Here is a 25,816-nt window from a genome sequence, read left to right as displayed (position 1 = left end):
AAAAATGTACGCAACGATCAACGAAGCCAATGCGGCCGTTCTCGACGAAATGCGCAGCGCGCGGCCTTATCTCGTCGATGTCCGCCCGGCGCATGAATGCATTCCGGCGCTCGCCGAAGGGCATGTCCTGATGCACGCCGGCCCGCCCATCGAATGGGCGGCGATGACCGGTCCGATGAAGGGGGCCGTCCTTGGTGCCTGTCTCTATGAGGGCTGGGCGAAGACGACCGAAGAGGCCGAAGCGTTTGCGCAAAAGAGCGTCCGTTTCGTGCCCTGCCACGATCAGTCGGCGGTCGGGCCGATGGGCGGCATCACGTCCGCCAATATGCCGGTCCTCGTCGTTCGCAACGCCAATCAGGGGAACTTTGCCTATTGCAACCTCAACGAGGGCATCGGCAAGGTGATGCGCTTCGGTGCGTTCGAGGGTGAAGTGCAGACGCGTCTTGCGTGGATGCGCGACGTGCTGGCCCCGGTCCTGTCTGAGGCTCTGAAGCGCAATTCCGACGGGCTCGAGCTCTCCGCGATCATGTCGCAGGCCATCACGATGGGCGACGAGTTCCACCAGCGCAACATCGCCGCCTCGGCCCTTCTGTTGAAGGCGCTCGCCGCCGACATCGCCATCGGCAGTGCGTCGGCCGCCGACAAGGAAGAGGTTCTGCGCTTCCTGGAGCGGACCGACCAGTTCTTCCTCAACGTGGCCATGGCCTATTGCAAATGCGTCATGGATGCCGGGCACGCCGTGGGCGAGGGCAGCATCGTCACGGCGATGACCCGCAACGGCCGAGATTTCGGCATCCGCGTCTCCGGGCTCGGCAAGCAATGGTTCACGGCGCCGGTCAATACGCCGGTCGGCCTGTTCTTCACCGGCTATTCGCAGGATGACGCCAATCCCGATATCGGCGACAGCGCGATCACCGAGACGTTCGGTGTCGGCGGGGCGGCGATGGTTGCGGCACCCGGTGTCACCCGCTTCGTCGGCTCGGGCGGCTTCAACGATGCGTTGGAGACGTCTGAAGAGATGCGCGAGATCTATGTGGAAGCCAACACGACGCTGCAGATCCCAACCTGGGATTTCCAGGGCGCCTGCATGGGCCTCGATGTGCGGCGTGTGGTGGAAAGCGGCATCACGCCGGTGATCAACACCGGTATCGCGCACCGCGAGCCGGGCATCGGCCAGGTCGGCGCCGGTGTCGTGCGCCCGCCGCTCGAATGCTTCGAACAGGCGTTCGAGGCCCTCGTGGAAGCGCGTTCCAAGACCGCCTAAGCCGGATCGGCTGAGACGGGGCGGGCGCTATAAAGCCCCGCCCCCTTTCTTTTTCGAACCGCTTTTTGATCGGGTTTTCCCCTCGACCGCTGTCGCGGCCGGGAACGGGCCCCGATTGTCTCAAGTCCAAGCAAATCTTCACACAACCAGGAGGTCGAGATGACCGAGGGTATCCCTCCGCGCCTGCTGATTGCCATTGGTGGAAACGCCACCCATCCCGAAGGTATTCGCGGCACTCCGGCGGAACAGTTCGAGGTGGGGGCGCGTCTGGCGACAACGCTCCTGCCTTTGATGGAGCTCAACACCGAACTCGTCCTCACCCATGGCAACGGCCCGGTGGCGGGAAAAATCCTGATGCGCAACGCGATCGCGCGCGACCGCGTCACGCCGATGTCGCTCGACGTCTGCGGCGGCCACAGCCAGGGCGGTATCGGTTATGTCCTGATGCAGTCATTCGAGAATGCGCTCAGGCGCGCCGGTGTTGCGCGCGAAGTCGTCTATATGCTGACGCAGGTGGTGGTCGATGCCGATGATCCCGCCTTCGACAACCCGACAAAGCCGATCGGCTATTTCTACGATGAGGAAGAAGCGCGGGCTCTGACCCAGGAAATGGGTTGGGAGATGCGCGAGGATTCCGGGCGTGGCTGGCGCCATGTCGTGCCGTCGCCCGAGCCTCGCCATATCGTGGAGACGGCGATGATCGGCACGGCGGCGGCGGCCGGTGCCGTCGTGATCGCCGGCGGCGGCGGTGGCATCCCCGTGGTGCGGGACGCGGAAGGCGATCTCCACGGCGTGGAGGCGGTGATCGACAAGGATCGGACGTCCGTCCTCATGGCGAACCTCCTGGGCATCGACGATTTGATGATCCTGACGCCGGTGCCGCGGGTCGCGGTCGATTTCGGCAAGCCGACACAGCGGCCTCTCGAGCAGGTCACTCTCTCGGAGATCCGCCGCCACCGCGCGGATGGGCAGTTTCCCCCGGGCAGCATGGGGCCGAAGATCGATGCGGCCATCACGTTCCTGGAAAATGGCGGCAAGCGTGTCCTTATCGGACGCATTGAAGACGCGGTCGCGATGCTGAAGGGTGAGGCTGGAACGTCCGTCACGGCGGACGATCTCGCCTAGGAAAGGAGCCGGCGGTGATACGTCTCTTTCCGGTCACGATGGCGGGTGCCGGGGCTGCTCGTGTTCTCCCAGCGGGCGGCGAGGGACGGATCATCGCCGTGTTCCGTCGCAGCTTCTATGCGTCTTTCGAGAAGGGCCTCATCTGCGTCGGCCCGCCGGTCTTTGGGCCGGGACCTTTGCATCTGCTCGCTCCGATGGCCGGCATCGCGTCGTGGCAGTCATGGCTTGATGTTGGAGAGAGGGCGGTGGCCGAGGCGGGGAGGCTCTTCGTCGACGATCTCTGCTTCGATGCGCGGAGCGTCCGGCCGTGGCGGGCTTCTCCGCCTTTGCTCACCTGCGCGGACAGTCTTGCCCGCGGTCTCGGCCGGCTGGCAGCCGAGGCGGAGGACGCTCGTCCGGCAGGCCTCGGCAAACTGATTATCTCTTTGGATGGTCATGTCCCGGCAGACCACCTCGCTTCAGAGGATCCCGTCCTTGCCAAGGCTCTGCCGATCATCGACGCTTTGATGGGGTGGGCAGGCCGTGCAGAGGTCGCCAGAGACGCGCCTCTGCCTTCCGTGAAAGGGATGCTCGGCCTCGGGCCGGGCCTGACGCCCTCCGGCGACGATTTCCTCGCGGGCTTTCTGGTTGCCTTGCAGCGCCTCGGTGCGCCACACCTCGCCGATCGGCTGGCCTCCTCGGTTCTGCCGCTCGCCGCGACGGAAACCAACGCGATCAGCGCCGCCTATCTTGCCTGGGCCGCAAAGGGTGAGGCTGCGGCCAGTCTGATCGACGCTTTTACCGAAATCTCTGACGGCGGCGCAGACCTCAGACCGCATTTTGAACGCATCGCAGAGATCGGTCACAGTTCTGGATGGGATTGTCTGGCGGGAATGGCGTTCGCCGCCCGGGCAATGCTGCCGGCATTGGTTTGCCGCGACCAAAGCGTTGCGGAGGCATTTGGTCGCTACGCGGGTGCCCTTTAAGCATTCCCGAGCTATTCTTTTTGCCGCTTGCGTTATGGATCGCTACAGTCTTCTGAGATTGTTCTTTCCTCCGCGCTTTGTGCAAAGAGATGCTGCCACCATGAACTCTGGTCTGCCCAATCTCGATCTCGAGGCGATTCGCACATTCGTGGCGGTGGCCCGGCTGAAGAGCTTTTCGGCCGCGGCTCAGCATCTTCATCGCACGACGTCTGCGATCAGCTACCGGATCAAGGCGCTGGAAGACCGCGTCGGCACGCCGCTTTTCGTGCGCACCACCCGTCAGGTGACGTTGACGTCGGCCGGGATGGTTCTCCTGGAGAAAGCCACCCAGATTTTCGAGTGGCTCGAGGAATTGCCGGACGAGCTGCGCCAGGTCGGCGACAATGTCGAGCCGCATTTTAAGCTCGTCATCAACAACCTTCTTTACGATGCCGGTGCGGCTGCGGAGCTGCTCGACAATTTGAGCCGGGCCTTCCCCTATACGGAATTCGAGCTGCGGCTCGCCGTCTATATGGGGGTGTGGGACGAGCTGTTGCACAATGGCGGGCATATGGCTCTGGGTGCGCCTGGCTTTCACACGATCAACGACGATTTCCGCACGCATGCGCTGGGCACGATTCATTGGGTTTTCGTGGTCTCGCCAGAGCACCCGCTCACCCAGGTTCCCGAGCCGCTGAGCGATGACGATTTGCGGCGTTTTCCCGCGATCAATGTCCAGGACACGGCGATCCGGCTGGTGAAGCGGGTCGCCTGGAAATTGTCGGGTCAGAAGGAACTGCTCGTGCCCGATCTCCAGACCAAGCTTCTTGGCCACCTGACCGGCGCCGGCATCGGCTTTCTGCCCGAGGTGATGGTGCGTGAGCATCTGCGGGCCGGGCGGCTGGTGGCGCGCCGCGTGGTCCATCCGCGGTCATCCTCGCCCCTGTCGCTGGTGTGGCGGCAGGGAACCACCGGCCGCGTGTGTTCGCACCTGCAGGAGCTTTTCGTGCGCAAGGCCGATGTCGTCGCCCCCATGCTGAGAAACGTGGATGCCGAAGACACCGTCGAAGCCGGGCAGCCGTCTGCCCAGAGCTTTCGCCGCGCCACCGATTTCAATTGAGGCGTGAGAGCGCTCCCGCGCGCTTCATTCGGGTCGTGAACCCTGGTGCAGTCGTGGAACCTGGGGCAGATGCCCCGGAGGTTTTGAGTAAACCTCCGGGGCTGATCCTCATGGGAAGAAGTTGATGTGGACGATGCCGGGTTGGACGCCTGTGGTCATCGGTGCGGCGATGATCTGGCCGCCTTTATGGGGAACCGCGTAGCCGCCTTCTCCGTAATCGGCGAAGGGCTCGACGGAGGAGGCGTTCGCGCCTGTCTTGCCGGCAAAATGGTCCGCCAACGCCTTGCTCAGGGCCATGCCGTCTCCCGAGCCCATTACGATGATGCTGCAATGGTCGGCGATGCTCGAGAAGCCGATTTTGACCGAGGCATTGATGCCGTCGGGGCCGGTGAAGCTCGCATATGTGATCGATCCGGCGTTCGTTCCGGATTGATTGCCGAAGGTTTTGGAGCCCGCAAGAGCGGCGATCGCTTTCGTGAGGTTTCCGCCGTTGGCGAGGCAGTATTGCTCGAAATAGGAGGCGGCTTGAGCGGGGCGGCCGTTCAACTCGGCGGGACCTGCATTCGCGGAAGAGATCGTTCCAGCCAGGAAGAGGCCCGCCAGTCCCAAGGCGATCTTTTGCATCATAACGTCATTTCCAATCGGGCTGAGTGTGGTGATTTGAGCGCTGCCGTTCGGGGGACCGGCAGGCTGTTGGGAGGTGGCGGTGAAGGGCGTCATTGACCCGCCTTCGCCGCGAGAGGTGTCGCGCCGTCCGGCGTGGGCGGCCGAACATTTGGCGCAAACGGTGGCTCTCGGGTGAGGGCTCACCTTGGAGCGGGACTAAACTGCGCGCCCGCCTCCGGGCAAGGGAGAGACGTCGTCGGAACATATTTTGCCGGCAAATCCTTGTGGAAATCCCGGCCTCTCGCGCCGGTTTTTCCGTGTGGCGTTGGCGGCTATGCAGGTCACGCGGCTTGACGTCAGGGAAATGTTCGGCAAACCCTTCGGCCCACATCCGAAATCGGCTTCGGCCGCTTGCCCAGCGTTTCCTCCCCTCAAGGCTCCCGGTGCCTTTCATGCGTTCCTCTCTGACCCGCTCCCTGATCATCGTCGCCGTCTTCTCGCTTTTGTCCTTTCTTCTCGGTTTCGTGAAATTCGGCGGTGCGAGCTCCATCGCCCTCGACGCGTTTCCCTCGTATTTCGTCGCCGGCTTCTATGGCCCGCTTCTCGGCGCGCCGGTCGCCGCCGTCGCGCATCTTCTCTCAGCCGTTTCGGGCGGCTTTCCGTTTTCGGTTCCGGTGCATCTCTTCATTGCGGCGGAACAGGCGCTCTGGGCATCTCTCTTCGGCGCCATCCTGCGGTATTCGAACGATGTGTGGTTCCTGGTCGTTGCCATTCCGGCCGGTATCGTGTGCAACGGCTATCTCGGGCCGAAGCTGATCGGCTGGGTCTTTCCAGCCCTCGAGGCGCCGGTGAGCGGGCTCATTCCGGTCCTGCTCGTGGCGAGTGCGGTCAATGTGGCGCTCGCGGCCGCCGCGATCCTGGCGCTGCGCAAGACGCCGCTCGGTCATACCTGACCCATATGTGATGTCGTCGGGGATGCATCTTCGTGTCGAAGCCGGCACGGCCGAGATTGCCGGTCATGCCTTCACGGTGCCGCAACGCGTCGACTGGGAGGCGGGCGATATCGTCTATCTCGATGCCGCTTCGAGTGAGCGTCCCTCTTTGTTTCTCGAGCTCGTGTCGGGGCTCGCGCGTTTTTCCAGGTATTTGCAGCCCGTCGAGGGGCGCGCGATGGTGCGGCGGCCTTTCCCGGTGCGCGGGCTCGACCTCTTTTCTTTCCGGCTCCCTGACGGTTCGTCGTTCAAGCTCACCCTGCCGGATGAAGAGTGTCCGGCAGGTCTCGATTTCCGTCTTCACCGCGCACAGACGATCGGCTTCGTATTCGGCGAGCCGAAGCAGTATAGCGTCGGGCGCAACGTCGCCGAGGAGATCCGCTATTCCTTCGCCGCCCTCGGACGGGAGGTGCCTTCGGATCTTTCCGCTTTCGAGAAATACGGTCTGACGAAGATCCTGGCGCATCCGACGCAGTCCCTCTCCGGGGGAGAGAGCCACCGCCTCAATATCGCCTGCGTGGTGGAAACCGGATCGCCCTTCCTGATCCTGGATTTGAGCGCCGCCAATCTCGACCGCGATTTCAAGACGTTCCTGAAGGAGCTGTTGAACGAGATCCGGGAGACCCGCATCGTTCTCATCTATGACGGGGGACGGGGAGATTTCGCCGATCTGTGTCGTCGCGCGGTGACGATTTCGGCCGGGCGTGTCGCAACGGTCGAGGTGGCGAGCGTGCGGGAGGCATGCGCCTCGCGAGCGCCGCTTCTCCTCACCGACCCGGCGCGTGAGGACGCCGAGCCCATCCTCGTTGCCGAGGGGTTTGGTCATGCAGGCCTGGCGCGGCCTTTTTCTGCCGTTTTGCGGGAGGGAGAGCATGCGCTCTTCCTGGCCCCGAACGGAACGGGCAAGACGTCACTCGCCCGCGGTCTCGTCGGCATCGATGCGCGCCATGATGGCCGGCTGTGGCGGCGGGATGGGAGCCGGATCGCCGCCATCTTCCAGTATCCCGATCGTCTGCCGGTGCATTTGACGGTGGGTGAACTCGATCGGGGCGGCGCCTTTCGCGACCATTTTCCCGAGGTGGGGCGCGACGTGCGGGTCGCGGAACTCTCGCTGTCTCGCAAAAAGCTCCTCTATGTCCTCGCCTTCCTGGCGATGCCGCTCGACATTCTCGTTCTCGATGAGCCCTTCGCCGGGCTCGACCGGCCGGAGATGGAAATCCTGCTTGCGCAGATCAACGCGGCAACCGGGCTGTCGGCGATGATCTTCAGCCATGAGGCAGAGATCGACGCCGAGACGGTGCGCCATCTCATATGATCTTCTTCCTTGCACTTGCCTTCGCCTGCGGGGCGGCCGGCAGCCTTGGCGACTTCGTCGTGCCGGCGCTCGGCGTGGTCGCGCGAAGCCTCTATCTGCGCAAGAGTTTCAGACTGCCGGTCTATGCGCTTCTGCTCCCGGCGATCTCGGCCTGCGTCCTCGTTGTCTCCGCCTTCGGCGTGGCGATTGTGCGCGGCGCCACGCCCGAGGCCGCCTTCGAGATGCTCGCCGGCGACTTCCTCTTTCTCCGCATCCCCTGCGCGATGTTTCTTCTCCTCGTCTTCGTGCACAACAACCGCGCCGAACTCGTCGATTTTCTCGGCCGCGTGCCGGTCGTCAATTACGTCGTGCATTTCATGGAGCGGGCGCAGGACGTGCTGGCGGAAGCCATGCGAGAAACGCGCTACACCGCCGATGCGCTCGAGGCGGCCACACCTGCGGCAAGCGGGCGGGGGCCAGTCTCGGCGTTGCGGCGCCTGTCACGGCGGGTCGATACGCTCATGGTGTTCCTCGTGATCTACGTGGAGCGGGTGACGACGGTGATCGAGGCGCGGGGCGTGCTGCCGCCGATGCGCCGCTGGCGCGACTATCGAGGCAGTGCCGAAATCGTTGCCGACGTCCTCGTCTGCGGGGCCTATCTCATCTGGATCTGGGGGCCAGCTGTGGTCCGGCACATGGCCGGAGCGGGCGGCGTCGCCGGCTGAAGGCGCGCTGTCCCGATCCTTTGCACCGCAATCTCAGAAGATGGAGCGTCCGCGATGCGAAGCTGAGGTCCGTGAGGTGTCGGCGATCCAGGCATTTGGCTTGCGATCGAGCGCGGAGAGGGGCGAGCGGTCTATGTCCAGCCATCCTCGATCAATCGCGAAGCGGACGATATCGGCCCGGCTTTGCAGAGAGAGCTTCTGAGCGGCGCGACGCTTGTAGGTCTCGACGGATTTCGGGCTGACACAGAGCTTTCCGGCGATCTCCTTGATGCTGAAGCCGAAAGCGGTGAGCTTCAAAGTCTCTTCTTCCCGCCGGGTGATCTCCGTCTCCTCGCTGTCATTCTCGCCTTCATTGACACAGGGCAGCAGTTGCGTGGCGAGGCAGGGGTCGATGTAGCGCCTGCCGGAGAGAACGAGACGCAACGCGTCGATGAGGTGGCGTGCCTCGGAGCTCTTGAGCACGTATCCGGTGACGCCCAGCGCAAACACACGCTGAAGAATGCGTGTGTCCGCATGCATCGTGTAGGCGAGGATCGGAAGAGACGGCGCTCTTGCGATCGCCTCCGGCAGCCAGGCGCCTTCCGCTGCACCAGGGAGGCTCAGGTCGGCGACGAGCGCATCGAGGGTGCCGCTTTCCGCGAGCGCCAAAGCCTGTTCGGCGGTGCGCGCCTCGCCGGAAAATTCGAACCCCTCTTCATATTCCAACGCAGCACGGATGCCTGCGATTACGCAGGGATGATCATCCACGACGCCTATGCGATACGCTTTCGAAGCTGCTTGCATCGTCTTTTGCCTCCAGGGAGATGGAGAACCGAGCATTCTGCCCATTCGAGGGTCGGATCTCGACTCTGAGTGGTGAGAATTCTTCTCTTGTCTTCTGTATGGCGGTCGAAAAAACGAAGTCTTCTAACGAACCTTCAGGATTTCCCCATCCATCTTTAAAATTTGCTTCAATATGCGCTACAACTGTAAATCGGTCCACAGCCGAAAGGCTGACTGCGACAAAAGCATCATCGTGCCGGAGACAGCGTGCGGCGGCGATGATTCGTTCGATTGCGCAGGCGACCACGAGGCAGAAACGCAGGCTGAAAAAGCCGGCGTTTTCTTTCGAAGAAAGAAGGTAGATCTGCAAATGATGGCGGGCTGCAACGACCGGAGCCATCGCGCGCACGAATTCGTCGAGAGAAATTGAGCAGGTGTGGGAAAGCTGTGTGGCCGAATAGATGCGATGGATGAGAGGAGAGATCTGGTCGACGTCGCGACCAATATCTCTGATGAGCTCGTCGTCGGCATATTTTCGTGTCAGCTGAAGAAGCTTGAGATTAAGCGAACTCAGAGACGCGCCGACGATGTCGTGTAGCAGCGATATCTCCTTGCACAGCGCGCATTCCTGTTCCGCTTGCATGCTTCCCCCTGAGCAGAGGCACGTTCTGCGTGTGCCTTGGGTGCTCCGTAAGCAGAGGTTATTCTAATTAAAAATTAGAATCTATATGTTTTTTCGAGTTTATTTGTGTCTTCGGGCGTTTTGTATTGTCATCGGTCAGGGGAGGGAAGGGGCCCGCCGGAGTTTTTCTCTGTGTTTGCCCGCAGATGGCGTTCGAGCTCAGGGAGGAATTGCCAGAGGTCGCGGTTGAGTTCGGTCATCTCGTGCGCCGCTTCGTTCATCTCGTCGAGGCGCTGGTCATCGAGCGGACGCTCACGTCCGAAATAGATACGGCCCCGCTTCTCCTCGATCCGCATCAGGTTTGTGTGCGTGATCTCGCCGAGCTGGTCGACCGCAAACATGGAATGGTTGAGCTCGTTGCGCAGCTTCGTCGCCGCCTCGAAACGTTTCACGAGAAGCTTCAATTTCTTGGCAATGACGTCATCGCGGAGCTTTGCCTTCGCCAGCCTGTTGACGAGATCGAGCCGCGCCCGCGTGGTGTTGAGCGTTCCGAAGACGATGACCGAGGTCGGGTGGTCGGTTTCCATCAGCAGCATGAGGACGTGGACGAACAGGCTCTCGTTGTTCGACCAGTTGAGCACCAGGTTGCCGATGGTGGCGAAGATGCGCATCCGCCGCTCCTGCAAACCGCGCGGCGGAGCGGAGAACGTCTGGAAGGTGGGTGGCTCCGGAAGGCGCGAATCGGCTGCGGCGTCGTCTGCCGGATAGGTCTCGTCCACCGATGAACCTCTTTGAGTTTATCTCGCGGAGGCTAAGGTCGCGGGCATCCAGATTCAAAGTCAATGCAGCAAAAGTAGCGCCGTGTCAGTTTATTCCTGACACGATTTAGGGTAATACCTGTTATATTTATAGGATTAACTCTGTCGTGTCAGGATTTTTTACGCGGAAACGGGGAATTTCCTGAGAGACAATTTGCCTCTACGTCGCTCACCATTGGTGCAGTTGCTGGATGTTCTGGCAACCGGGCCCAGCAGGGCTCCGACCAATGCGAGAGGCTGTTGAAGCCGTTCAATCCGCGTAGATGACGGGTTGCGGTCCCCGGCGGTCTCTCGACCAGAGGGAAGTGAAAATGGCTACTGACCGTAACAATCTGGCATTCGCCAATGCCGGCGTCGCCGGCGCATTCCAGGACAGCTGGGGGAACGGCGTCGATGCGTCTGTGACGAACCAGGATTTCGACGTTCTCAGCAACAACGACGCGAGCGACGACGACAATCTTGATCTCGACGATCAGGACCTGGTCGACATCGACGACAACGACGGTGGCGACGACATCGACGTCGCGGTTCTCGGTTCCGGCAATTCGAGCACGACCGATATCGATACCGACGAATCCTACTTCAGCGGGAATGAATCGACCTATACGTCGGACACGTCCGTCGACGTCTCCAATGTCGGCAACGAGACGTTCTCCTCCGACTTCAGTTCGGACGTCTCCTCGACCAACACGTTCAACTACTCCGACGATGACGTGAACACGACCGGCAGCAACAACACTGCCAGCGTCGGCGTCACCGACAGCTTCAACGAGAAGATCGACAACGTCGGCAATTGGTCGGACACCGATATCCATACCAAGATGGAGTCTATCGGCGACGGCGACCTCGTCGACGTCGATGGCCTTTGCGGCGATATCGACGACCTTTTGTCGCTCGGTGGGGACGGCAACGTCTTCTCGCTCGATCAGGTCCAGACGATGATGGACAGCGATTTCATCGCCAATCCGACCGTCACCAACAACGGCTATCTGGGCCAGTCCGCCTATAACATCGATGGCGGTTACGCAGATGCGACCTCCGGCGTCGGGAACGTCGACGGTGCCAGCGATGTCGGCGGCAACGCCAATGCCGGCGCGGACGCTCTCGCGGACCTCAGCGGCTTCGACCAGAGCATCAGCATGGGCGGCAACATCCAGTACGCCAGCATGAATCTCGATGTGGTCGGCGGCAGCGCGGACTCCGACATCATGGGCGACGACACCTGATCGCATGCGCACGGCTTCGGCCGGATACGCATTCTTTCAACACCCGCTTGCGGGCATCGCCCTAAACGCTCCGGCTGTGCCTGCGCGAGCGACGACTTTCAAAGGAAAACGCTATGTTTAACTTCAATCCGGCTCCTCCGGCGCCCGAAGAAAACAACACCGGCAGCACCAGCGCCGGCGTTGTGGGCGCATTCCAGGACAGCAGCCACAACTTCGTCGACGGCTCCGAGAGCAATCTGAACTCGTCCTTCATGAGCGGCAACGATCTTTCGGATGACGACAACCAGGACATCGACGATCAGGACGGCCTCGATATCGACGACAACGATGCCGGTGACGATATCGACATGGCGGTGGTCGATTCCCTCAACACGTCCTCGTTCTCGGTCGACAAGGACGTTTCTGTCGGCAGCGACAACACCAACACGGTGTCGAAGACGGTCGACATCGATGTGGAGGATTCCGGCAATTCCTCGGTCACTATCGAGAAGTCTTTGGACTTCACCGAGGAAAACACGACCAATTGGTCGGATGACGATGTGAACACGACGAACAGCGGCAACACGCTCGGCGTCAACGTGGACAATGTCGGCAATCACACGCTGACCGATTCCTTCAATGCCAGCTCCTACACCGATATCACCAACGATTACTGCCTCGAAGACAATGATCTCGTCGATCTCGACGGGCTCCAGGGCCGTATCGACGATATCTTGAGCGTCGGCGGAGACGGTAACGTCCTCAGTGGCCTGCAGGATCAGCTCCTCACCGACAATGATCTGGTGATGAGCCCGTCTGTGTCGAACAGCGGTTGGGCTTCCGTCAGCCAGGATGCCGGGTGCATCGATGGTGGTTGGGCCGATTCTGACGCGAATGTCGGAAATGTCGGCGGTGACAGCGACGTCGGTGCCAATGCGACGGCCTCTGCGGATGCCGCGGCCAATCTCTCTGCGTTCGGCCAGACGATCGAGACCGGCCTCAACACGCAGTATGCCCGCATCGACACGAGCGTCGTGGGTGGTTCCGACGACGGCGATATCGCCGGCGACGACGCCTGATCAGCCGAGCCAGCTGAACGGTGTTCGAAGGCTGAGGAGACTCGAACTTCGAGCGACACTGACACTGAGAGCCGCGCCATGTCGCGGCTCTCTCTGCCTCAACTCGGTCAGAATCTCGGAGCCGCGCCGTGCGTGCCAATGCCGTCGCAGAAGCCATATCCAGATTCATGGGGTTCTTCGAACCGGTCGATGAGACCGCGAAGTTCCGCATCGAGCATCCCGATTTCGATTTCGGGCGTCGCCCGGTTGAGCTGAACCCGGATGCGCCGGGAACGCTTGTCAATGTGTCCCCGGATAATGGACCTGCGGGCGGGGACGGCGTTTCGCTGCGGCTTGGCGGATATCCGTCCGTGTTTGTGGATCCGGCGGGACATCATCCGGCGCCCGTGCCATCGGGCCATGGGTATGAGCCGGTTTTTCTGAGCGATCGCGGCCCGGTTTTCATGCGCCCTGGCGAACCGGCCAGCGTCAGCGCCCCCGGCGCCTTTGTCGAGCCAGATGTGCGGGCGGTCTACAACGAGACCGTCGATTCAAGCTTCGGCGTGGTCCGTCAGCACGCTGTACTCGACGACAGCGATCAGCTCTCGCTGGTCGATGGGGTGGACCCTGTCTCTCTCGTCCCCGATGCGGGCGAGGACCTCCAGACGATGATCGATGCCGCGCAGATCTGGCGGGAAGAGATCTGGCGCGCCGAAACATCGGGCGGAGACGTCTCTGAGGAGAACTGGAACGGCGAGACCGGCGGGCTACACAATCCTGCAGAGATCCGCGAAGCGCTTCTCCCCTCGGCCTATCACAATCCGGAAAGTGCCGGGCCAGTGACTGGCCATGACGGCGCTTATGTGAACGGGCAGCCGTCCCCCGATTACCCGACGGTCGACGAGATTTTCGACCGGCTCGGTCTCGGCGAAGACGAGGCCGATGAAGCTCCGAAAGACCCCCTCGATGTGGCGGTGACGGCCGAGATCGACCTCGGCCACAACACCGTCGTCAACGAGGCGACGGTCCTGCAGGCCGATACTTTTGCCCGCACGACGATCGTCACGGGCGACTATTACGAAACGAATGCGATCAATCAGCTGACCGTGCATCTCGATGTCGACGAGCGTCCGGCCGGGGCTGGTTTCGATGGCGCCGGCAGCTCTTACACAGATGCCTACAACGTCGCCGTTTTCGAGCGCAGCGAAGGTGTGACACCCGGGCCCGCCGATCCCGCCGGCTACTTCGTGCCTTACGACTACGAGGTCGATGTCATCGACGGCGATCTCGTCACCTCCCGTTTCATCGAACAGATCCGTGTCGTCCTGGATAACGATCAGGTCGTTCTCACCTCGGTCAGCGAGGATACTGTGATCGAGATGGGAGGGAATGTCTCATATGGCTCCGTCGATTTTGCGGCTCTCCAGGATTTCTACGACGTCATCATCTTCGGCGGCAGCGTTTATGAAGGAAACTACATCGACCAGGTGAGCATCCTTCTCGACAATGATTACATCGCGCCCGGGGCGGCGGCCGGCGGCAGCATCGCGAGCTCCGGAAATCTTCTCTACAACTTTGCTTCCATCCAGAATATCGGCGGAACCGATTTCCGGCCTGTGTCTGAGACGATGTCGGATCTCGTCTCCGCGTTCGGTCGTGGGGAGGAGACCTTCGACCGCTCCCTCGGCGAGCCGCTCGATTTTCTCGGCAGCTCGCATCTGCGCATCCTCTACGTGACCGGCGACCGGGTCGAGCTCACGCATCTCAAACAGACGACCATCCTCTCGGACGCGGACACCGTCGATTATGCGCGGCAGACGGCGGCCGAGCTCGTCAATAAATCCGGGACGGACGTGCCCTGGCATATCGAGACCGGCGGCAACGCGGTCGTCAATGCAGGCCAGATCATCGACTACGACACGGCCGGTTCCGTGCGCTTCCTCGGCGGCGACTACTATTCCGATTCCATTCTCGCGCAGGCGGACCTCGTTCCGAGAGGAAACATGTCCGTTTTCGATACGGCGAAGCTTGCGCCGGAAGTGATCGCCTTCACGAGCCCTGACATCGACGTGCCTGACGAGGAGGGCGGTTTTGCAATCCACTCATACGACATGCCTGGCGATGGCCTGGCGAGCTTTTTCGGGTGAACCATGAAGTTGATGTCCACGGAAATGTCAGGTGGGGGCGGCACCGGCGATGTCGTCGAGGATGTTACGAGCGCACGCAAGCGCGCTTCTGTGCAACGGGCGCCGGCTGCAGCGCCTGCCTCGTCTGACGCCTCAAAATCCCGCAGCCTCCAGATGACGCCTGCGGCCCAAGCGGCGATCGCCCGCATGGAGGAGGACATTCTTCGCGTGGTCGCGGTGGCCGCACGGACGCCCCGGCTGCATGGGAAGACGAAAGAGGCGAGAGCTTCGTGGCAGGGTCTTCCGAGGGCGGTGCAGCTCGACGATCTCGCTTTGGTGTCCACCGCGAAAGCCGCCCCACAGCGTCCTCGTGGAGAGGCCGCTCAGGCAATGCCTTCGTCGGCGCCGCCAATGCAGGCGCGGGAGGGCCGCGGCACCGGAAAGCTCGACGATGTCAATCCGGCGAAGTTCCGGGAGCCGGAACCTGCAAAGGCGAAATCTCCCCCCTTTGCGCCTGTGATCGAGATCGAGAAGAACGAGCGCACCGAGCTGCCCGTGCAAAAAGGGGGCGGCGGCAAGCCGCCGCCGTCTTCCGGCGGCAGCGGCGGGGGAGGCGGCGGTTCCGATGGCCGGCCGAAGATGCAGGAGCGCGTCTCGCAGCCGAATTTTCGCCAGGCGCTCGCGCTGACGGTCGCGAAAGTGAAGACGAACATGCTGGTCGTTTTCGTCTTTACGATCGCGATGAACGTTCTCGTGCTCGCCGTGCCGATCTATCTTTTCCAGATCGCCGACCGGGTTCTCACCAGCCGCTCGGTCGATACGCTCGTCATGCTGACGCTGATCACGGCGGGTGCGATCGTGGGGCAGGTGCTTCTCGACGTTTTCCGCCGGCGCATTTTGATGCGCACCGCCTCGGAGATCGAGACGCGGCTGAGTTCGCCCATTTTGAGTGCGGCGGCGCGCTCGGCGCTTGGGGGAAGCGGTCGCGATTATCAGGTGCTGGGGGATCTCCAGCATATCCGCAACTTCGTCACCGGCGGCACGCTTCTGGCGATGCTCGATGCGCCGCTTGCGCCGATTTTCATCCTGGCGGTTTTCCTCGTCCACCCGCATCTCGGTTTCATCGTCTGCACGTCGATCCTGCTCTTGATGATCGTTGCGTTCATCAACCGTCAGATCACGGCGAAACCCTTCGCGGAAGCCAATGCGCATCTGACGATGGCCAACCTCAACCTGGAATCCCTGTCGCGCAATTCGCAGATCATCAATGCGCTCGGCATGATCCCGGAGGCCGTGCGCATGTGGGGGCGTGCGAATGCCAACTCGCTCCGCCACCAGGTGACGGCGCAGGATCGCAACGTCTTCTTCACCGGCGTGTCCAAGGGGGTGCGCCTCTTTGCCCAGATCGCCATGCTCGGCTGGGGCGCGCATCTGGCACTCGACGGGCGGCTGACGGGCGGCATGGTGATCGCCTCCTCAATCATTGCGAGCCGCGCGCTCGCACCGGTCGAAGGCACGATCGAGGGATGGCGCACCTATATCCAGTCCCGCGCGGCCTATGACCGGATCGCCACCTTGCTGCGGACCTCGCCGCTCAATGTGGAACGCCTCAGGCTGCCGCAACCGACGGGCCGTCTCGACGTGGAGCGCGTGCTCTTCGTGCCGCCGCCCAACAAGCGGGTCATTCTGAACGGCGTCACCTTCAGCCTGGAACCCGGTGAGACCCTGGCGATCATCGGGGATTCCGGCGCCGGCAAGTCGACTTTGGGCAAAATGCTGGTCGGATCGATCGTGCCGACGGCCGGAAGCGTGCGGCTCGATCTCATGGAACTGAAGAACTGGGACCCGCGGCAGCTCGGTGAGAACATCGGCTATCTTCCGCAGGACATTCAGCTCTTTCCCGCCTCCATCAAGGCGAACATCGCCCGTATGCGCGAGGACGTGACGGACGAGATGATCTTCGAGGCCGCCTCTCTCGCCGGGGTGCACAAGCTGATCGCATCGCTGCCGCAGGGCTATGAGACCATGATCGCGGGCGATGGTGCGCCGCTCTCCGGCGGCCAGAAGCAGCGGATCGGCCTGGCCCGCGCCTTCTTCGGCAATCCGCGTCTCGTCATCCTCGACGAGCCGAACTCCAATCTCGACACGGCCGGCGAGCAGGCGCTCGCCCAGGCGATCGAAAAGGCGAAGACGGTCGGCACGACGGTTATCGCCATCACCCAGCGCACGGCACTTCTGAGGTGCGTCGACAAGATCATGGTCATGAAGGACGGCACCGTTCAGGCGATCGGTGAGCGGCAGGCGATGCTGCAAGCTCTTGCCGGTCCGAAAAAGCCCGGGCCCGGGGGTGCGCCCGGCGGAGAGGCGAGGGGAGATCAGGCATGAGCAAGAAAGCTGGCGGAGACTACCCGCTGGAGGAATGGTATGCGCCCGTTCCCCGCTCCATCGCCTCGGCCTCTCTTGCCGGCGCCCTTGTGATCGGGCTCGCGTTTGCAGGCTTCGGGGGCTGGGCGGCGACGGCACCGCTTGCCGCGGCGGTCGTGGCGAGCGGCACCTTCGTGTCTACCGGCCAGAACAAGCTGGTGCAGCATCTCGAAGGCGGGATCATCCGCGAAATCCGGGCGCGGGAGGGCGACCGGGTCGATGCCGGCCAGACCCTGCTCGTTCTCGATTCCGTTGCTCCGCGGGCCAATGCGCGGCGCCTGTCGATCCGGCTGGCGCGTCTGCAGGCGGCGAGCGACCGGCTCTCGGCACAGGCGGCCGGGCGCGAGGCGCTGGTTTTCCGCGATGTCCGTTTGAACGACGCGGATGGCGAAGAGATCGAGCAGATCCAGGATATGCAGAGACGCCTATTCGATGCCGCTTTGGCGCAGCTGAAGGGCAATGAGCACATCGTCGAAGGCAGCATTCAGGCGCTGCGCGAAAGGCTGAAGGGTGTGGAAGCCCAGAAGGCCGCCGTTTCCGAGCAGCTCCGTCTCATCCTCAAAGAGCGCGAAGGCAAGGCCACGCTTCAGGAGAAAGGCCTGTTGCCGCTGAGCCGTCTGTTCGAAATGGACCGGGTGATCGCCGAAGCGCGGGGCATGGTCGGCAAACTCGAGGGGGACGAAGGCGATCTCAAGAGCCAGATTGCCCGCCATGAGGCGGAAATCGCCCAGCTTCGCCAGGAAACGCGGCAGCGGGCCGGCGACGAATTGCAGACCGTCAACAGCGACCTCGACGATATCCGCGAACAGCTGGCCGCAGCCTCGGACGTGCTCGGGCGCGTCGAGATCCGCTCGCCGGTCGCCGGCATCATCGTCAAGTTCAACTACAATACCATCGGCGGCGTCATCGAAAGCGGCAAAGACATTCTGGAGATCCTGCCGGAGAACGAGGATCTCATCATCGAAGCGCCGGTGAAGCCGTCGGACATCGACGATGTGGCGCTCGGGCAAGCCGCGACCGTCAACCTGACGAGCTTCAACCGCAGGACGACGCCGGCGTTCACCGGCACGGTGATCTATGTCTCCGCCGATACGATCCGCGGCAAAGATCGCGACAATCCCAAGGACGTTTATCTTGTCCGCGTTCTGCTCGACGACAAGCATCTGGCACAGGCGCAGGAGTTGCATATCACGCCGGGCATGCCAGCCGAGATTTTCATCGAGACGGCGTCGCGCACCTTCCTCGATTACATCACGAAGCCGGTGAGAGACAGTATGGGCCGCGCCTTCCGGGAAAGCTGAGCCCGGGAAAGCCGAGCCGCCGCCGGGCGGGCTGAGCCGGCGGTTCCTTTCGCAAGCGTCGTCTCAAGGGGGGATCGGGCGCGAGCGTTTCGGGATGATGGCTGGCAGGCGCGAGTGTCCTCCCGGCGGTTTGCCGCCGGGAGGACACGCTTTCAGGCTTGGGTCGGTCGCTCGGCGGCCGGTTTTTGGGGCGAATGCGCCTCGTGGCGCTCATCCTCTTCCATAAGTTCGAACCACATGGCGTTGAGGACGGCGAAGGCGGCTGCCAGCGGCAGGCCGAGAAGCCAGGCGAAATACCACATCTCAATCTCCTCCTGTCGCTTAGTAGGCGTGGCTCTTGCCACCGCTGATCTCGTCCTCGTCGACCTTGCCCCACAGCACCCGGTAGACCCAGGCGGTATAGACAAGGATGATCGGCACGAAGATCGCTGTGACGACGAGCATGATGAAGAGCGTGAGGTGGCTCGACGAGGCATCCCAGACGGTGAGGCTCGCCTTCGGCATGAGCGACGACGGCAGGATGAAGGGAAACATCGACGCGCCCACGGTCGAAATGATGCCGACGATCGAAAGGCCGCTGACGATCACGGTGAGACCTTCCAGGCGGATCCTGAGCAGGATGAACGCCAGGAACGCTGCGACGATGCCGAGGATCGGCGCCGCCATCATCCAGGGATAGGTCTCGTAATTGCCGAGCCAGATCCCTTCTCCCATCTCGACCGATTTCACGAGCGGGTTTGAAGGCCCGACCGGGTCGATCGAGCCGACGATCCGGTAGCCGTCGACGAAAGCCCAGATATAGGCGCCCGCAAGGACGAAGAGGGCGATCGTCGCGATGGCGGCGATGCTTCCATAGTTGCGGGCGCGCTCACGCACGTCACCTTGCGTCTTCAAGACGAGCCAGGCGCCGCCATGCATGATGAGCATCGAGACGGAGACGAGACCGCACAAAAGCGCGAAGGGATTGAGCAGCCCGAAAAACGTGCCGTCGTAGAAGATGCGCAGATCGCTGTTGAAGCGGAAGGGAACGCCCTGGAGGACGTTGCCGACGGCGACGCCGAAGATGAGCGCCGGCACGAACGAGCCGATGAAGAGAGCCCAATCCCAGTTCCGACGCCATGTGGGGCTCTCGCGTTTGGAGCGGTATTTGAAGCCGACCGGCCGCAAGATGAGCGCGAACAGGATCGCGAACATGGCGAGATAGAAGCCGGAGAAGGACACCGCATAAAGCGGCGGCCAGGCGGCGAAGATCGCGCCGCCTCCGAGGATCAGCCAGACCTGGTTGCCTTCCCAGACCGGGCCGACGGAGTTGATGACGACACGTCGTTCCAGATCGTTCCTGGCGACGAAAGGCAGCAACGTGCCCGTGCCGAGATCGAAGCCGTCGGTGACGGCAAAGCCGATCAACAGAATGCCGAGGAGCCCCCACCAGATCAGGCGAAGGACATCGTAGGAGATAAGGTCGTGAAGGATCATAGCTGTCACTCCGCCGGTACGACGTGGGAGGAGATGGCCGGGCTTCCAGGCTCTTCCTCGGGATCGGGCCCTTTGCGGATCGCCGCCACCATCAGGCCCATCTCGATGATGAAGAGGGTCGTGTAGATGAGGACGAAGCCGATGATGGTCATTAAGACCGTGCCGGCACCGAGGTCCGAGACGGCTGCGGCGGTCGGCAATACGCCTTCGATGATCCAAGGCTGACGTCCGAATTCGGCGACGAACCAGCCGCTTTCGGCCGCAATCCATGGCAGGGGGATGGAAAAGACCGCCACCCAGAGGAGCCAGCGGCGCTTCTCCAGCGTGTGCTGGGCCGACAAGACGAAGAAGACGCCCATCAACAGGATGAAGAAGAAGCCGAGGCCTACCATGATGCGGAAGGTCCAGAAGAGCGGCAAGACGCCTGGGACCGTGTCCCATGCCGCCTTGGTGATCTCCTCTTCGCTGGCATTGCGCGGGTCGTCGACGTAGCGCTTCAGAAGAAGCGCATAGCCGAGCTCGTGACCGTTGTCTTCGAAGGTCTTGCGGAGGTTGCCCGGAACCGTGTCACCCGGTGGGAGACTGCGGATCTGCTGCAAGGCGTCGAAGGCCGTAATGCCTTGCCGGATGCGCACTTTTGCGAGTTCGACGAGCTCCTCGATGCCGGGAATCTCGGTGTTGATCGAGCGCGTGCCGATGAGGCCCATCACCCATGGAATATGCACCGCGTAGTGTGTTTCGCGGTCTTCCTGGTCGGGGATGCCGACGACGGTGAAGGCCGCGGGAGCGGGCTCGGTGTGCCACATGGCCTCGATCGCGGCGAGCTTCATCTTTTGATGCTCGGTCGAGAGGTAGCCGCTCTCGTCACCCAGAACGACGACAGAGAGGGCGGAAGCGAGGCCGAAGGAGGCCGCGACCGCCATGGAGCGCTTGGCCAGCGCGATGTGGCGCCCCTTCAAGAGATACCAGGCGGAAACACCGAGTACGAAGACGGCGGCCGTCACATAGCCAGCGGAGACCGTGTGTACGAATTTCGCCTGCGCCACAGGGTTGAAGAGAACCGCGGCGAAATCCGTCACCTCCATGCGCATCGTGTCGAAGTTGAAGGCCGAACCGACGGGGTTCTGCATCCAGCCGTTGGCGATCAGGATCCACAAGGCGGAGAGGTTGGAGCCGATGGCCACCGCCCAGGTTGCGGTGAGGTGGCCGCGCTTCGACATCTTGTCCCAGCCGAAGAAGAAAAGGCCGACGAAGGTCGCTTCCAGGAAGAAGGCCATCAGACCTTCAATGGCGAGAGGCGCGCCAAAAATGTCGCCGACATAGTGGCTGTAATAGCTCCAGTTCATGCCGAACTGGAATTCCATGACGATGCCGGTCGCGACCCCGACGACGAAGTTGATGCCGAAGAGCACGCCCCAGAACTTCGTCATCTGTCGCCAGATCGGGCGGTCGGTCATGACGTAGACCGTCTCCATGATGGCAAGCATGATGGAGAGGCCGAGGGTCAGAGGCACGAAAAGGAAGTGGTAAAGCGCCGTCAACGCAAATTGCAGGCGCGATAGATCTACAATGTCGAGTTCCATCGGCGGTAACCGGTTTGCCCGGTCTCCTTTCTCTGCCGGCCCCCATCGGGTGCGAGGCCGGCGGTTGATCCCGCGTCGCTCCTAATCGGGACGGAGGGCTTCGAGCGCCTGCTCGAAACCCGGTTCGTTGCGCCGCGGGGCCGCAACGATCTGCCCCTGTTCCAGGATGACGAGACGGTCGGCGATCTCCGCCTCCCGCCGCAAATGTGTGCTGATGACGAGGCTGCGGCCGCGTCTCTGGCCCTTAAGGCGTCGCATGATTTCGCGCGCGGTCGGGCCATCGAGGCCTTCGGTCGGCTCGTCGAGAAGCCAAAGAGGCGTGTCGCGCAGGAAAAGACGCGCCAGCGAGAGGCGTCGTGCCTGGCCGCCGGAAAGGCCGAGCCCGCCTTCACCGAGCCGGGTTTCGAGACCAGCAGAGAGAGCTTCGACATCCGCTCGAAGGCCGGCGGCCTCAAGCGCGCGCCAGAGCCTCGCCTCGTTCGCGTCAGGATCGGCGATCTGAAGATTGCCGGCGAGTGTGTCCTGAAAAAGCTCGGTGCGCTGGGTCAAAAGCGTGGCGGGAAGATGCGCGATGTCGCCCGCCTCGGGTGTGGCTTCGTCGGCCAGGAGCGCGAGCAACGTCGATTTGCCGGCGCCGCTCGGCCCCACGATCGCCAGGGTCTCGCCTTCCGCGAGGGTGAGCGAGATGTCGCTCAGGCAAAGCCTTTTCGCACCAGGGTAACGGAAACCGACGGACTTCAGGCGCGCCGCTTCCCCGTTTGGCGGCATAGAAGGCGATCGTGCCGGAGCCACAGGATCTGTCTCGAGGCGCGGAGCGAGACGGCGTGCCCCAAGCCTTGTGCGGCCGAGCTCGACGGCGCCGCGTTTGAGGGCGGCAAAAGGTTCGACGGCTGCAAAGACGACGAGGATCGCAAGCGCTGCCGCTGGCGCGCCGATCTCGTTCGCCTCGGCAAGGCGCGCCGCGACATAGAGCGTGCCGGCAAGAAGCAGGGCGCCGGCAATGCCGAACGCGGCGGAGGCCTTCGTCTCGATGCGGTTCAGACGCTCATCGGTGGCGACGAGGCGCGCATCTGTCCGTTCGATCACACGGCGCTCTGCCGTGAGACGGGCGGCCATTGCAAGTTCCGTCTGGCCGGCGATGAGATCGATGGTGCGCGCTCGCAGAGCTTCCGTGAGATGCGCACGTTGCAGCCCAGGAGGGAGCGCGGCTGCGGCCGTTTTGAGGGGAATGGCAAGGCCGAGGACGGCAAGCCAGAGAAAGGCGGCGAGGCCGAGCCAGGGGTTGAGCGCGGCGAGAACGAGGCCGGAGGCAGCCGCCGCGGCGAATGCCGCCAGGAACGGTACCAGAATTCGCAGATAAACGGAATCGAGCGCATCGATGTCGACCGTCAGGCGGAAAAGAAGTCGTGCCGGGCGCTCCAAAAGATGCCGCGCCGCGCCGGCCGGGGCCCAGCCGCGGAACAGCCTTTCGCGCAAGGCGGCGAGCGCGCTCAGGGTCGCTTCATGTGTCGTCAGCCGCTCACCGTAGCGGCCGGCCGTGCGGGCGATCGCCAGGAAGCGGATGGCGGCGGCGGGGGCGAAGACATCGAAAGCGAGGGCTGTGGCCGTCGAGAGGCCGGCGATCGCCGTTGCCGTGATGAACCAGCCGGAAAGGCCGAGAAGGCCGACGCCGGCGAGAACCGTCACCGCGGCAAGGGCAGCGCCCGCCGCCAGCATGGGCCGGCGCTCGGCGAGGAGCACCGCGAGAACGGGACGAAGATCGGTCCAGGCCGCTCTCATGCCACGACCTTCATGCCACGGCCCTCATGGCCTGTTTCGGCAGATAGACGATGCGGTCCATGCGGTGCGCCAGAAGCGGGTCGTGGGTCGCCACGATCAGGGTGCGGCCTTTGGCGAAGGCGAGGAGATGGTCGGCGATGTCTTCGGCGGTTTCGTTGTCGAGATGGGCGGTCGGCTCATCGGCGAGAACGAGCGAGATGCCGGGATCGGCCGTCAGCCTTGCCAGCGCCACACGCAGGGCTTCTCCGCCGGAGAGGCCTGAGCCGCCTTCGCCAAGATGGCCATCGCGGCCGTCAAGGATGTGGGAGAGGCCGGCCGCCGCGAGGGCCTGTCGCGCCTCGTTGCCACCGATCCAGGGACGGTGAAGCGTGACATTGGAGACGAGGTTGCCGCCGAAAATGTGCGGTGTCTGGCCGATCCAGGCGATCTGACGGCGCAGCGATCCGGCGTTGGTCTTGTCCAGAGGTCGCTCTGCGATGCGGACGCAGCCGCCATCCGCGGGTGCAAGCCCGGCGATCAGAGCAAGAAGTGTCGACTTGCCGGAGCCGCTCGGCCCGAAGAGGGCGATCTTTTCGCCCGCCGCAACAGAGAGAGAGAAGTCCTCGATCGCCGCCTGCTCCGCTCCGGCATGGGCGAAGGAGAGATTTTCAAGCCGCACGGCCGGTGCGGGTGTGCGCGCGCCGTCTCGCTGGTCGCCGTCTGCGTCATCGGTGCCCGCATCCAGGAGGGCTAAGTCCATTGCGGAGAGATCGTCGAGCGCCTTCAGGGCGGCTTCGCCCGCAGCCCGGTCGTGCCAGATGCTGGACAGATCCCGCAAAGGCTCAAAGAAGGCGGGAGCCAGAAGGAGGACGAAGAGCCCCTCGCCGAGGCTGAGCCGGCCGCCCCAGGCGCCGAAGGGGAGCTGGCCGAGCAGATGGAAGCCGATATAGACCGCCACCATGGCGACGCCGAGCGCGGCGAAGAGCTCCAGAACGGCGGAGGAAAGAAAAGCGATCCTGAGAACCGCCATGGTGCGCGCCCGCAGGGTTTCCGCTTCCTGGCGCAGGCGTCTGGCCGTGGCATCGACTGCGCCCATCGCGCGGATGGTTGCAAGGCCGCGCAGACGGTCGAGGAGAAAGCCGTTCATGTCGCCGAGCCCGGCAAGCTGCGCTTCGCTCGCGGCCTGGGCGCGCCAGCCGATCAACGCCATGAAGACCGGGATGAGAGGGGCTGCGATCAGAAGAACGATCGCAGCCGCCCATGAGACCGGGAAGACGGCGAGAACGATCGCGAGCGGCACGATCACGGCTTTGAGGCGTGCGGGACGATAGCGGGAGAGGTAAGGCACGATCGCCTCGCCCTGTTCGCCGAGAATGCTGGCTGCCACGCCTGAGGCGGGACGCCCGGAATCGAGTGGCGAGCGTGCGGCGAGGGCTTTTGCGGCCTTGGCCCGCCGCTCGGAGAGGATCTGGCGGGCGCGCCGGAAGCAGAGGCGGCCGGCATAGCCGTCGAGAAGTGCCCGGACGATACCGAGTGTGGCGACGGCCAAAGCGGCCGTTGCGACGTTGAGCCCGAAATCCTCAGGCGCGGGGCCCTGACCGGCCAGATCGCCGATAACGAGGGCGATCAACGCGGCCTGCGGGAGCCAAAGAAGAGCAGCGAGCACTTGCAAGCCCGCACCCAGGCGCATGGGCGGCAGAGGTTCGGTCCGCGCCTTGCGGCGGCGGGAACGTGGGCTTCTTGCGACCGAGCTCTCTCGCATCTGCGGGCTTTCGTATGTCGCCTGGCGGATCACGTCTTCCGGCCATTCCTTTTAGAGGAGCCGAGGGCGACAATCTTGTCCTTGGTCTCCAACAATTTCGTGACCCGGGCGCCGAGCGCGAGCAACGTTGCGAGACGCTCCGTTTCGAGCGTCTTCACGTCGTCGTACCAGCCGGTGAGCTGCTCGATGAGGGCATGCATGTCGCGCATTTTCGCCTGGGCATGCGCTTCCGCCTCGTTGGCGGGCGGCTCCATCAATGCCTCGCGCAGAAAGGTCAGGGTGGGATCGATTTCCCGCCGCTTGCGGCCTTCGGCTAGGGTTCTGAGGATCTCCCAGACATCGTCGGGCGTCGTGAAGAAATCGCGCCGGTCGTCCGGCAGATGGCGCAGCAGGACGAGGTTCCAGCTCTGCAATTCGCGCAGGCTCATGGAGACGTTGGAGCGTGAAACGCCGAGAGCATCGACGATGTCGTCGGCGCAGAGCGGTCGTGGCGAGATGTAGAGAAGCGCGTAGATCTGCCCGACCGTCCGGTTGATACCCCACCGGCTGCCCATCTCGCCAAAATGCAGGATGAAGGACTGGACCGGGGGCGGAAGATCTGGGCGCAAGAGTGATTTCTCCAGTTAGTTCAGAAATCTTTGAAATTCATAAAGACGAATTCGTTCGGGGGCAACGCGGGCAGAACGAAGGGGATATGGGGATCATTGGGCGCGTGCCCGGCCGATCAAGCCCCGGGCAGACGGAAAGCTGCAAATATTAGAACGGCTTCAGCTTATCGCGCGGGCTGCGCGAGAGCCGTCCTGGAAGAGCTATGCGAAAAGCTATGGGCTGATATGAGGCGGCAAACGAAA

General features: G+C 63.0%; 22 protein-coding genes. 12 read left to right on the top strand and 10 right to left on the bottom strand.

Going from position 1 to position 25,816, the window contains the following annotated elements:
* The first annotated feature begins 4 nt into the window (after positions 1 to 4).
* From NYQ83_RS12055 to allS, 4 genes are all read left to right on the top strand, one after another.
* Positions 5 to 1,264 (top strand): DUF1116 domain-containing protein, encoded by a 1,260-nt coding sequence (locus tag NYQ83_RS12055; protein WP_128291069.1) that lies wholly within the window; start codon positions 5 to 7, stop codon positions 1,262 to 1,264.
* 159 nt (positions 1,265 to 1,423) lie between these two features.
* Positions 1,424 to 2,389 carry a carbamate kinase gene (locus NYQ83_RS12050; RefSeq protein WP_261214914.1) on the top strand — a complete coding sequence of 322 codons (966 nt, stop codon included), beginning with the start codon at positions 1,424 to 1,426 and terminating at the stop codon, positions 2,387 to 2,389.
* 14 nt (positions 2,390 to 2,403) lie between these two features.
* Positions 2,404 to 3,354: a DUF2877 domain-containing protein gene (locus NYQ83_RS12045; protein WP_261214913.1), complete on the top strand. Its 951-nt coding sequence runs from the start codon at positions 2,404 to 2,406 to the stop codon at positions 3,352 to 3,354.
* 100 nt (positions 3,355 to 3,454) lie between these two features.
* Entirely contained in the window at positions 3,455 to 4,453 is a 999-nt protein-coding gene (allS, locus tag NYQ83_RS12040; RefSeq protein ID WP_128291072.1) for an HTH-type transcriptional activator AllS, read from the top strand.
* A gap of 108 nt (positions 4,454 to 4,561) precedes the next feature.
* Here the strand turns inward: allS and NYQ83_RS12035 are convergent, their stop codons facing one another.
* Positions 4,562 to 5,080: a hypothetical protein gene (locus NYQ83_RS12035; RefSeq protein WP_261214911.1), complete on the bottom strand. Its 519-nt coding sequence runs from the start codon at positions 5,078 to 5,080 to the stop codon at positions 4,562 to 4,564.
* A 431-nt stretch (positions 5,081 to 5,511) separates the two neighbouring features.
* On the opposite strand from NYQ83_RS12035, the gene NYQ83_RS12030 reads away from it, so the two are divergent.
* Genes NYQ83_RS12030 through NYQ83_RS12020 form a run of 3 tightly spaced genes read left to right on the top strand, consistent with a single transcriptional unit; the run spans position 5,512 to position 8,070 of the window.
* Positions 5,512 to 6,012: an ECF transporter S component gene (locus tag NYQ83_RS12030; RefSeq protein WP_261214910.1), complete on the top strand. Its 501-nt coding sequence runs from the start codon at positions 5,512 to 5,514 to the stop codon at positions 6,010 to 6,012.
* A 22-nt stretch (positions 6,013 to 6,034) separates the two neighbouring features.
* Positions 6,035 to 7,366, top strand: coding sequence for an ATP-binding cassette domain-containing protein (locus NYQ83_RS12025; RefSeq protein WP_261214909.1), 1,332 nt, complete (start codon positions 6,035 to 6,037; stop codon positions 7,364 to 7,366).
* Entirely contained in the window at positions 7,363 to 8,070 is a 708-nt protein-coding gene (locus tag NYQ83_RS12020; RefSeq protein ID WP_261214908.1) for a hypothetical protein, read from the top strand. The genes NYQ83_RS12025 and NYQ83_RS12020 overlap by 4 nt, the downstream gene beginning before the upstream one ends.
* A gap of 33 nt (positions 8,071 to 8,103) precedes the next feature.
* Here the strand turns inward: NYQ83_RS12020 and NYQ83_RS12015 are convergent, their stop codons facing one another.
* The 3 genes from NYQ83_RS12015 to NYQ83_RS12005 all read right to left on the bottom strand — a co-directional run bounded on the left by NYQ83_RS12015 (position 8,104) and on the right by NYQ83_RS12005 (position 10,233).
* Positions 8,104 to 8,853 carry a response regulator transcription factor gene (locus NYQ83_RS12015; RefSeq protein WP_261214907.1) on the bottom strand — a complete coding sequence of 250 codons (750 nt, stop codon included), beginning with the start codon at positions 8,851 to 8,853 and terminating at the stop codon, positions 8,104 to 8,106.
* Positions 8,810 to 9,475, bottom strand: a complete 666-nt coding sequence (locus NYQ83_RS12010) for a hypothetical protein (protein ID WP_261214906.1) — start codon at positions 9,473 to 9,475, stop codon at positions 8,810 to 8,812. The genes NYQ83_RS12015 and NYQ83_RS12010 overlap by 44 nt, the downstream gene beginning before the upstream one ends.
* Before the next feature lie 128 nt (positions 9,476 to 9,603).
* On the bottom strand, positions 9,604 to 10,233 hold the full coding sequence (locus tag NYQ83_RS12005) for a hypothetical protein (protein ID WP_261214905.1): 630 nt from the start codon (positions 10,231 to 10,233) through the stop codon (positions 9,604 to 9,606).
* Positions 10,234 to 10,583: 350 nt separating this feature from the next.
* Here NYQ83_RS12005 and NYQ83_RS12000 point away from each other — a divergent pair, with 350 nt between their 5' ends.
* From NYQ83_RS12000 to NYQ83_RS11980, 5 genes are all read left to right on the top strand, one after another.
* The gene (locus NYQ83_RS12000) at positions 10,584 to 11,498 is read left to right on the top strand and encodes a hypothetical protein (protein ID WP_261214904.1); all 915 of its coding nucleotides are present in this window, start codon (positions 10,584 to 10,586) and stop codon (positions 11,496 to 11,498) included.
* Positions 11,499 to 11,611: 113 nt separating this feature from the next.
* Positions 11,612 to 12,556: a hypothetical protein gene (locus NYQ83_RS11995; protein ID WP_261214902.1), complete on the top strand. Its 945-nt coding sequence runs from the start codon at positions 11,612 to 11,614 to the stop codon at positions 12,554 to 12,556.
* Positions 12,557 to 12,723: 167 nt separating this feature from the next.
* Positions 12,724 to 14,682 (top strand): hypothetical protein, encoded by a 1,959-nt coding sequence (locus tag NYQ83_RS11990; RefSeq protein WP_261214900.1) that lies wholly within the window; start codon positions 12,724 to 12,726, stop codon positions 14,680 to 14,682.
* A 369-nt stretch (positions 14,683 to 15,051) separates the two neighbouring features.
* The gene (locus NYQ83_RS11985) at positions 15,052 to 17,046 is read left to right on the top strand and encodes a type I secretion system permease/ATPase (RefSeq protein ID WP_409977000.1); all 1,995 of its coding nucleotides are present in this window, start codon (positions 15,052 to 15,054) and stop codon (positions 17,044 to 17,046) included.
* Positions 17,043 to 18,386 (top strand): HlyD family type I secretion periplasmic adaptor subunit, encoded by a 1,344-nt coding sequence (locus NYQ83_RS11980; protein WP_261214897.1) that lies wholly within the window; start codon positions 17,043 to 17,045, stop codon positions 18,384 to 18,386. Before NYQ83_RS11985 ends, NYQ83_RS11980 begins: the two co-directional genes overlap by 4 nt.
* Positions 18,387 to 18,538: 152 nt before the next feature.
* Here NYQ83_RS11980 and cydX read toward each other — a convergent pair whose 3' ends face one another.
* The 6 genes from cydX to NYQ83_RS11950 all read right to left on the bottom strand — a co-directional run bounded on the left by cydX (position 18,539) and on the right by NYQ83_RS11950 (position 25,519).
* Positions 18,539 to 18,688 carry a cytochrome bd-I oxidase subunit CydX gene (gene cydX / locus NYQ83_RS11975; protein WP_234628919.1) on the bottom strand — a complete coding sequence of 50 codons (150 nt, stop codon included), beginning with the start codon at positions 18,686 to 18,688 and terminating at the stop codon, positions 18,539 to 18,541.
* 19 nt (positions 18,689 to 18,707) lie between these two features.
* Positions 18,708 to 19,862 (bottom strand): cytochrome d ubiquinol oxidase subunit II, encoded by a 1,155-nt coding sequence (gene cydB, locus NYQ83_RS11970; protein WP_261214896.1) that lies wholly within the window; start codon positions 19,860 to 19,862, stop codon positions 18,708 to 18,710.
* 5 nt (positions 19,863 to 19,867) lie between these two features.
* Complete coding sequence (locus NYQ83_RS11965; protein WP_261214894.1) at positions 19,868 to 21,445, bottom strand: cytochrome ubiquinol oxidase subunit I; 1,578 nt, start codon at positions 21,443 to 21,445, stop codon at positions 19,868 to 19,870.
* Positions 21,446 to 21,526: 81 nt separating this feature from the next.
* Positions 21,527 to 23,224, bottom strand: coding sequence for an amino acid ABC transporter ATP-binding/permease protein (locus NYQ83_RS11960; RefSeq protein WP_128291086.1), 1,698 nt, complete (start codon positions 23,222 to 23,224; stop codon positions 21,527 to 21,529).
* A 10-nt stretch (positions 23,225 to 23,234) separates the two neighbouring features.
* Positions 23,235 to 24,965 (bottom strand): thiol reductant ABC exporter subunit CydD, encoded by a 1,731-nt coding sequence (cydD, locus tag NYQ83_RS11955; RefSeq protein WP_261214891.1) that lies wholly within the window; start codon positions 24,963 to 24,965, stop codon positions 23,235 to 23,237.
* A 29-nt stretch (positions 24,966 to 24,994) separates the two neighbouring features.
* Positions 24,995 to 25,519, bottom strand: coding sequence for a GbsR/MarR family transcriptional regulator (locus NYQ83_RS11950; protein WP_128291818.1), 525 nt, complete (start codon positions 25,517 to 25,519; stop codon positions 24,995 to 24,997).
* Positions 25,520 to 25,816 lie beyond the last annotated feature (297 nt).

Origin of the sequence: Afifella sp. JA880, assembly GCF_025379905.1 — a bacterium.
In the GTDB taxonomy this organism is placed as follows: Bacteria; Pseudomonadota; Alphaproteobacteria; order Rhizobiales; family Afifellaceae; genus Afifella; species Afifella aestuarii.
Note: the sequence above shows the minus strand (reverse complement) of the source record. Positions and strands in the feature narration are given on the sequence as shown.

Coding starts and splice junctions, on each gene's coding strand:
- NYQ83_RS12020 (WP_261214908.1), top strand. CDS start 7,363: ATGATCTTCTTCCTTGCACTTGCCTTCGCCTGCGGGGCGGCCGGCAGC.
- NYQ83_RS12015 (WP_261214907.1), bottom strand. CDS start 8,853: ATGCAAGCAGCTTCGAAAGCGTATCGCATAGGCGTCGTGGATGATCAT.
- NYQ83_RS11990 (WP_261214900.1), top strand. CDS start 12,724: ATGGGGTTCTTCGAACCGGTCGATGAGACCGCGAAGTTCCGCATCGAG.
- NYQ83_RS11950 (WP_128291818.1), bottom strand. CDS start 25,519: ATGGGCAGCCGGTGGGGTATCAACCGGACGGTCGGGCAGATCTACGCG.
- cydB (WP_261214896.1), bottom strand. CDS start 19,862: ATGATCCTTCACGACCTTATCTCCTACGATGTCCTTCGCCTGATCTGG.
- NYQ83_RS12050 (WP_261214914.1), top strand. CDS start 1,424: ATGACCGAGGGTATCCCTCCGCGCCTGCTGATTGCCATTGGTGGAAAC.
- allS (WP_128291072.1), top strand. CDS start 3,455: ATGAACTCTGGTCTGCCCAATCTCGATCTCGAGGCGATTCGCACATTC.
- NYQ83_RS12030 (WP_261214910.1), top strand. CDS start 5,512: ATGCGTTCCTCTCTGACCCGCTCCCTGATCATCGTCGCCGTCTTCTCG.
- cydD (WP_261214891.1), bottom strand. CDS start 24,965: ATGCGAGAGAGCTCGGTCGCAAGAAGCCCACGTTCCCGCCGCCGCAAG.
- NYQ83_RS12010 (WP_261214906.1), bottom strand. CDS start 9,475: ATGCAAGCGGAACAGGAATGCGCGCTGTGCAAGGAGATATCGCTGCTA.
- NYQ83_RS11980 (WP_261214897.1), top strand. CDS start 17,043: ATGAGCAAGAAAGCTGGCGGAGACTACCCGCTGGAGGAATGGTATGCG.
- NYQ83_RS11960 (WP_128291086.1), bottom strand. CDS start 23,224: ATGAGAGCGGCCTGGACCGATCTTCGTCCCGTTCTCGCGGTGCTCCTC.
- NYQ83_RS12035 (WP_261214911.1), bottom strand. CDS start 5,080: ATGATGCAAAAGATCGCCTTGGGACTGGCGGGCCTCTTCCTGGCTGGA.
- NYQ83_RS12055 (WP_128291069.1), top strand. CDS start 5: ATGTACGCAACGATCAACGAAGCCAATGCGGCCGTTCTCGACGAAATG.
- cydX (WP_234628919.1), bottom strand. CDS start 18,688: ATGTGGTATTTCGCCTGGCTTCTCGGCCTGCCGCTGGCAGCCGCCTTC.
- NYQ83_RS12025 (WP_261214909.1), top strand. CDS start 6,035: ATGCATCTTCGTGTCGAAGCCGGCACGGCCGAGATTGCCGGTCATGCC.
- NYQ83_RS12000 (WP_261214904.1), top strand. CDS start 10,584: ATGGCTACTGACCGTAACAATCTGGCATTCGCCAATGCCGGCGTCGCC.
- NYQ83_RS11965 (WP_261214894.1), bottom strand. CDS start 21,445: ATGGAACTCGACATTGTAGATCTATCGCGCCTGCAATTTGCGTTGACG.
- NYQ83_RS11995 (WP_261214902.1), top strand. CDS start 11,612: ATGTTTAACTTCAATCCGGCTCCTCCGGCGCCCGAAGAAAACAACACC.
- NYQ83_RS11985 (WP_409977000.1), top strand. CDS start 15,052: ATGCCTTCGTCGGCGCCGCCAATGCAGGCGCGGGAGGGCCGCGGCACC.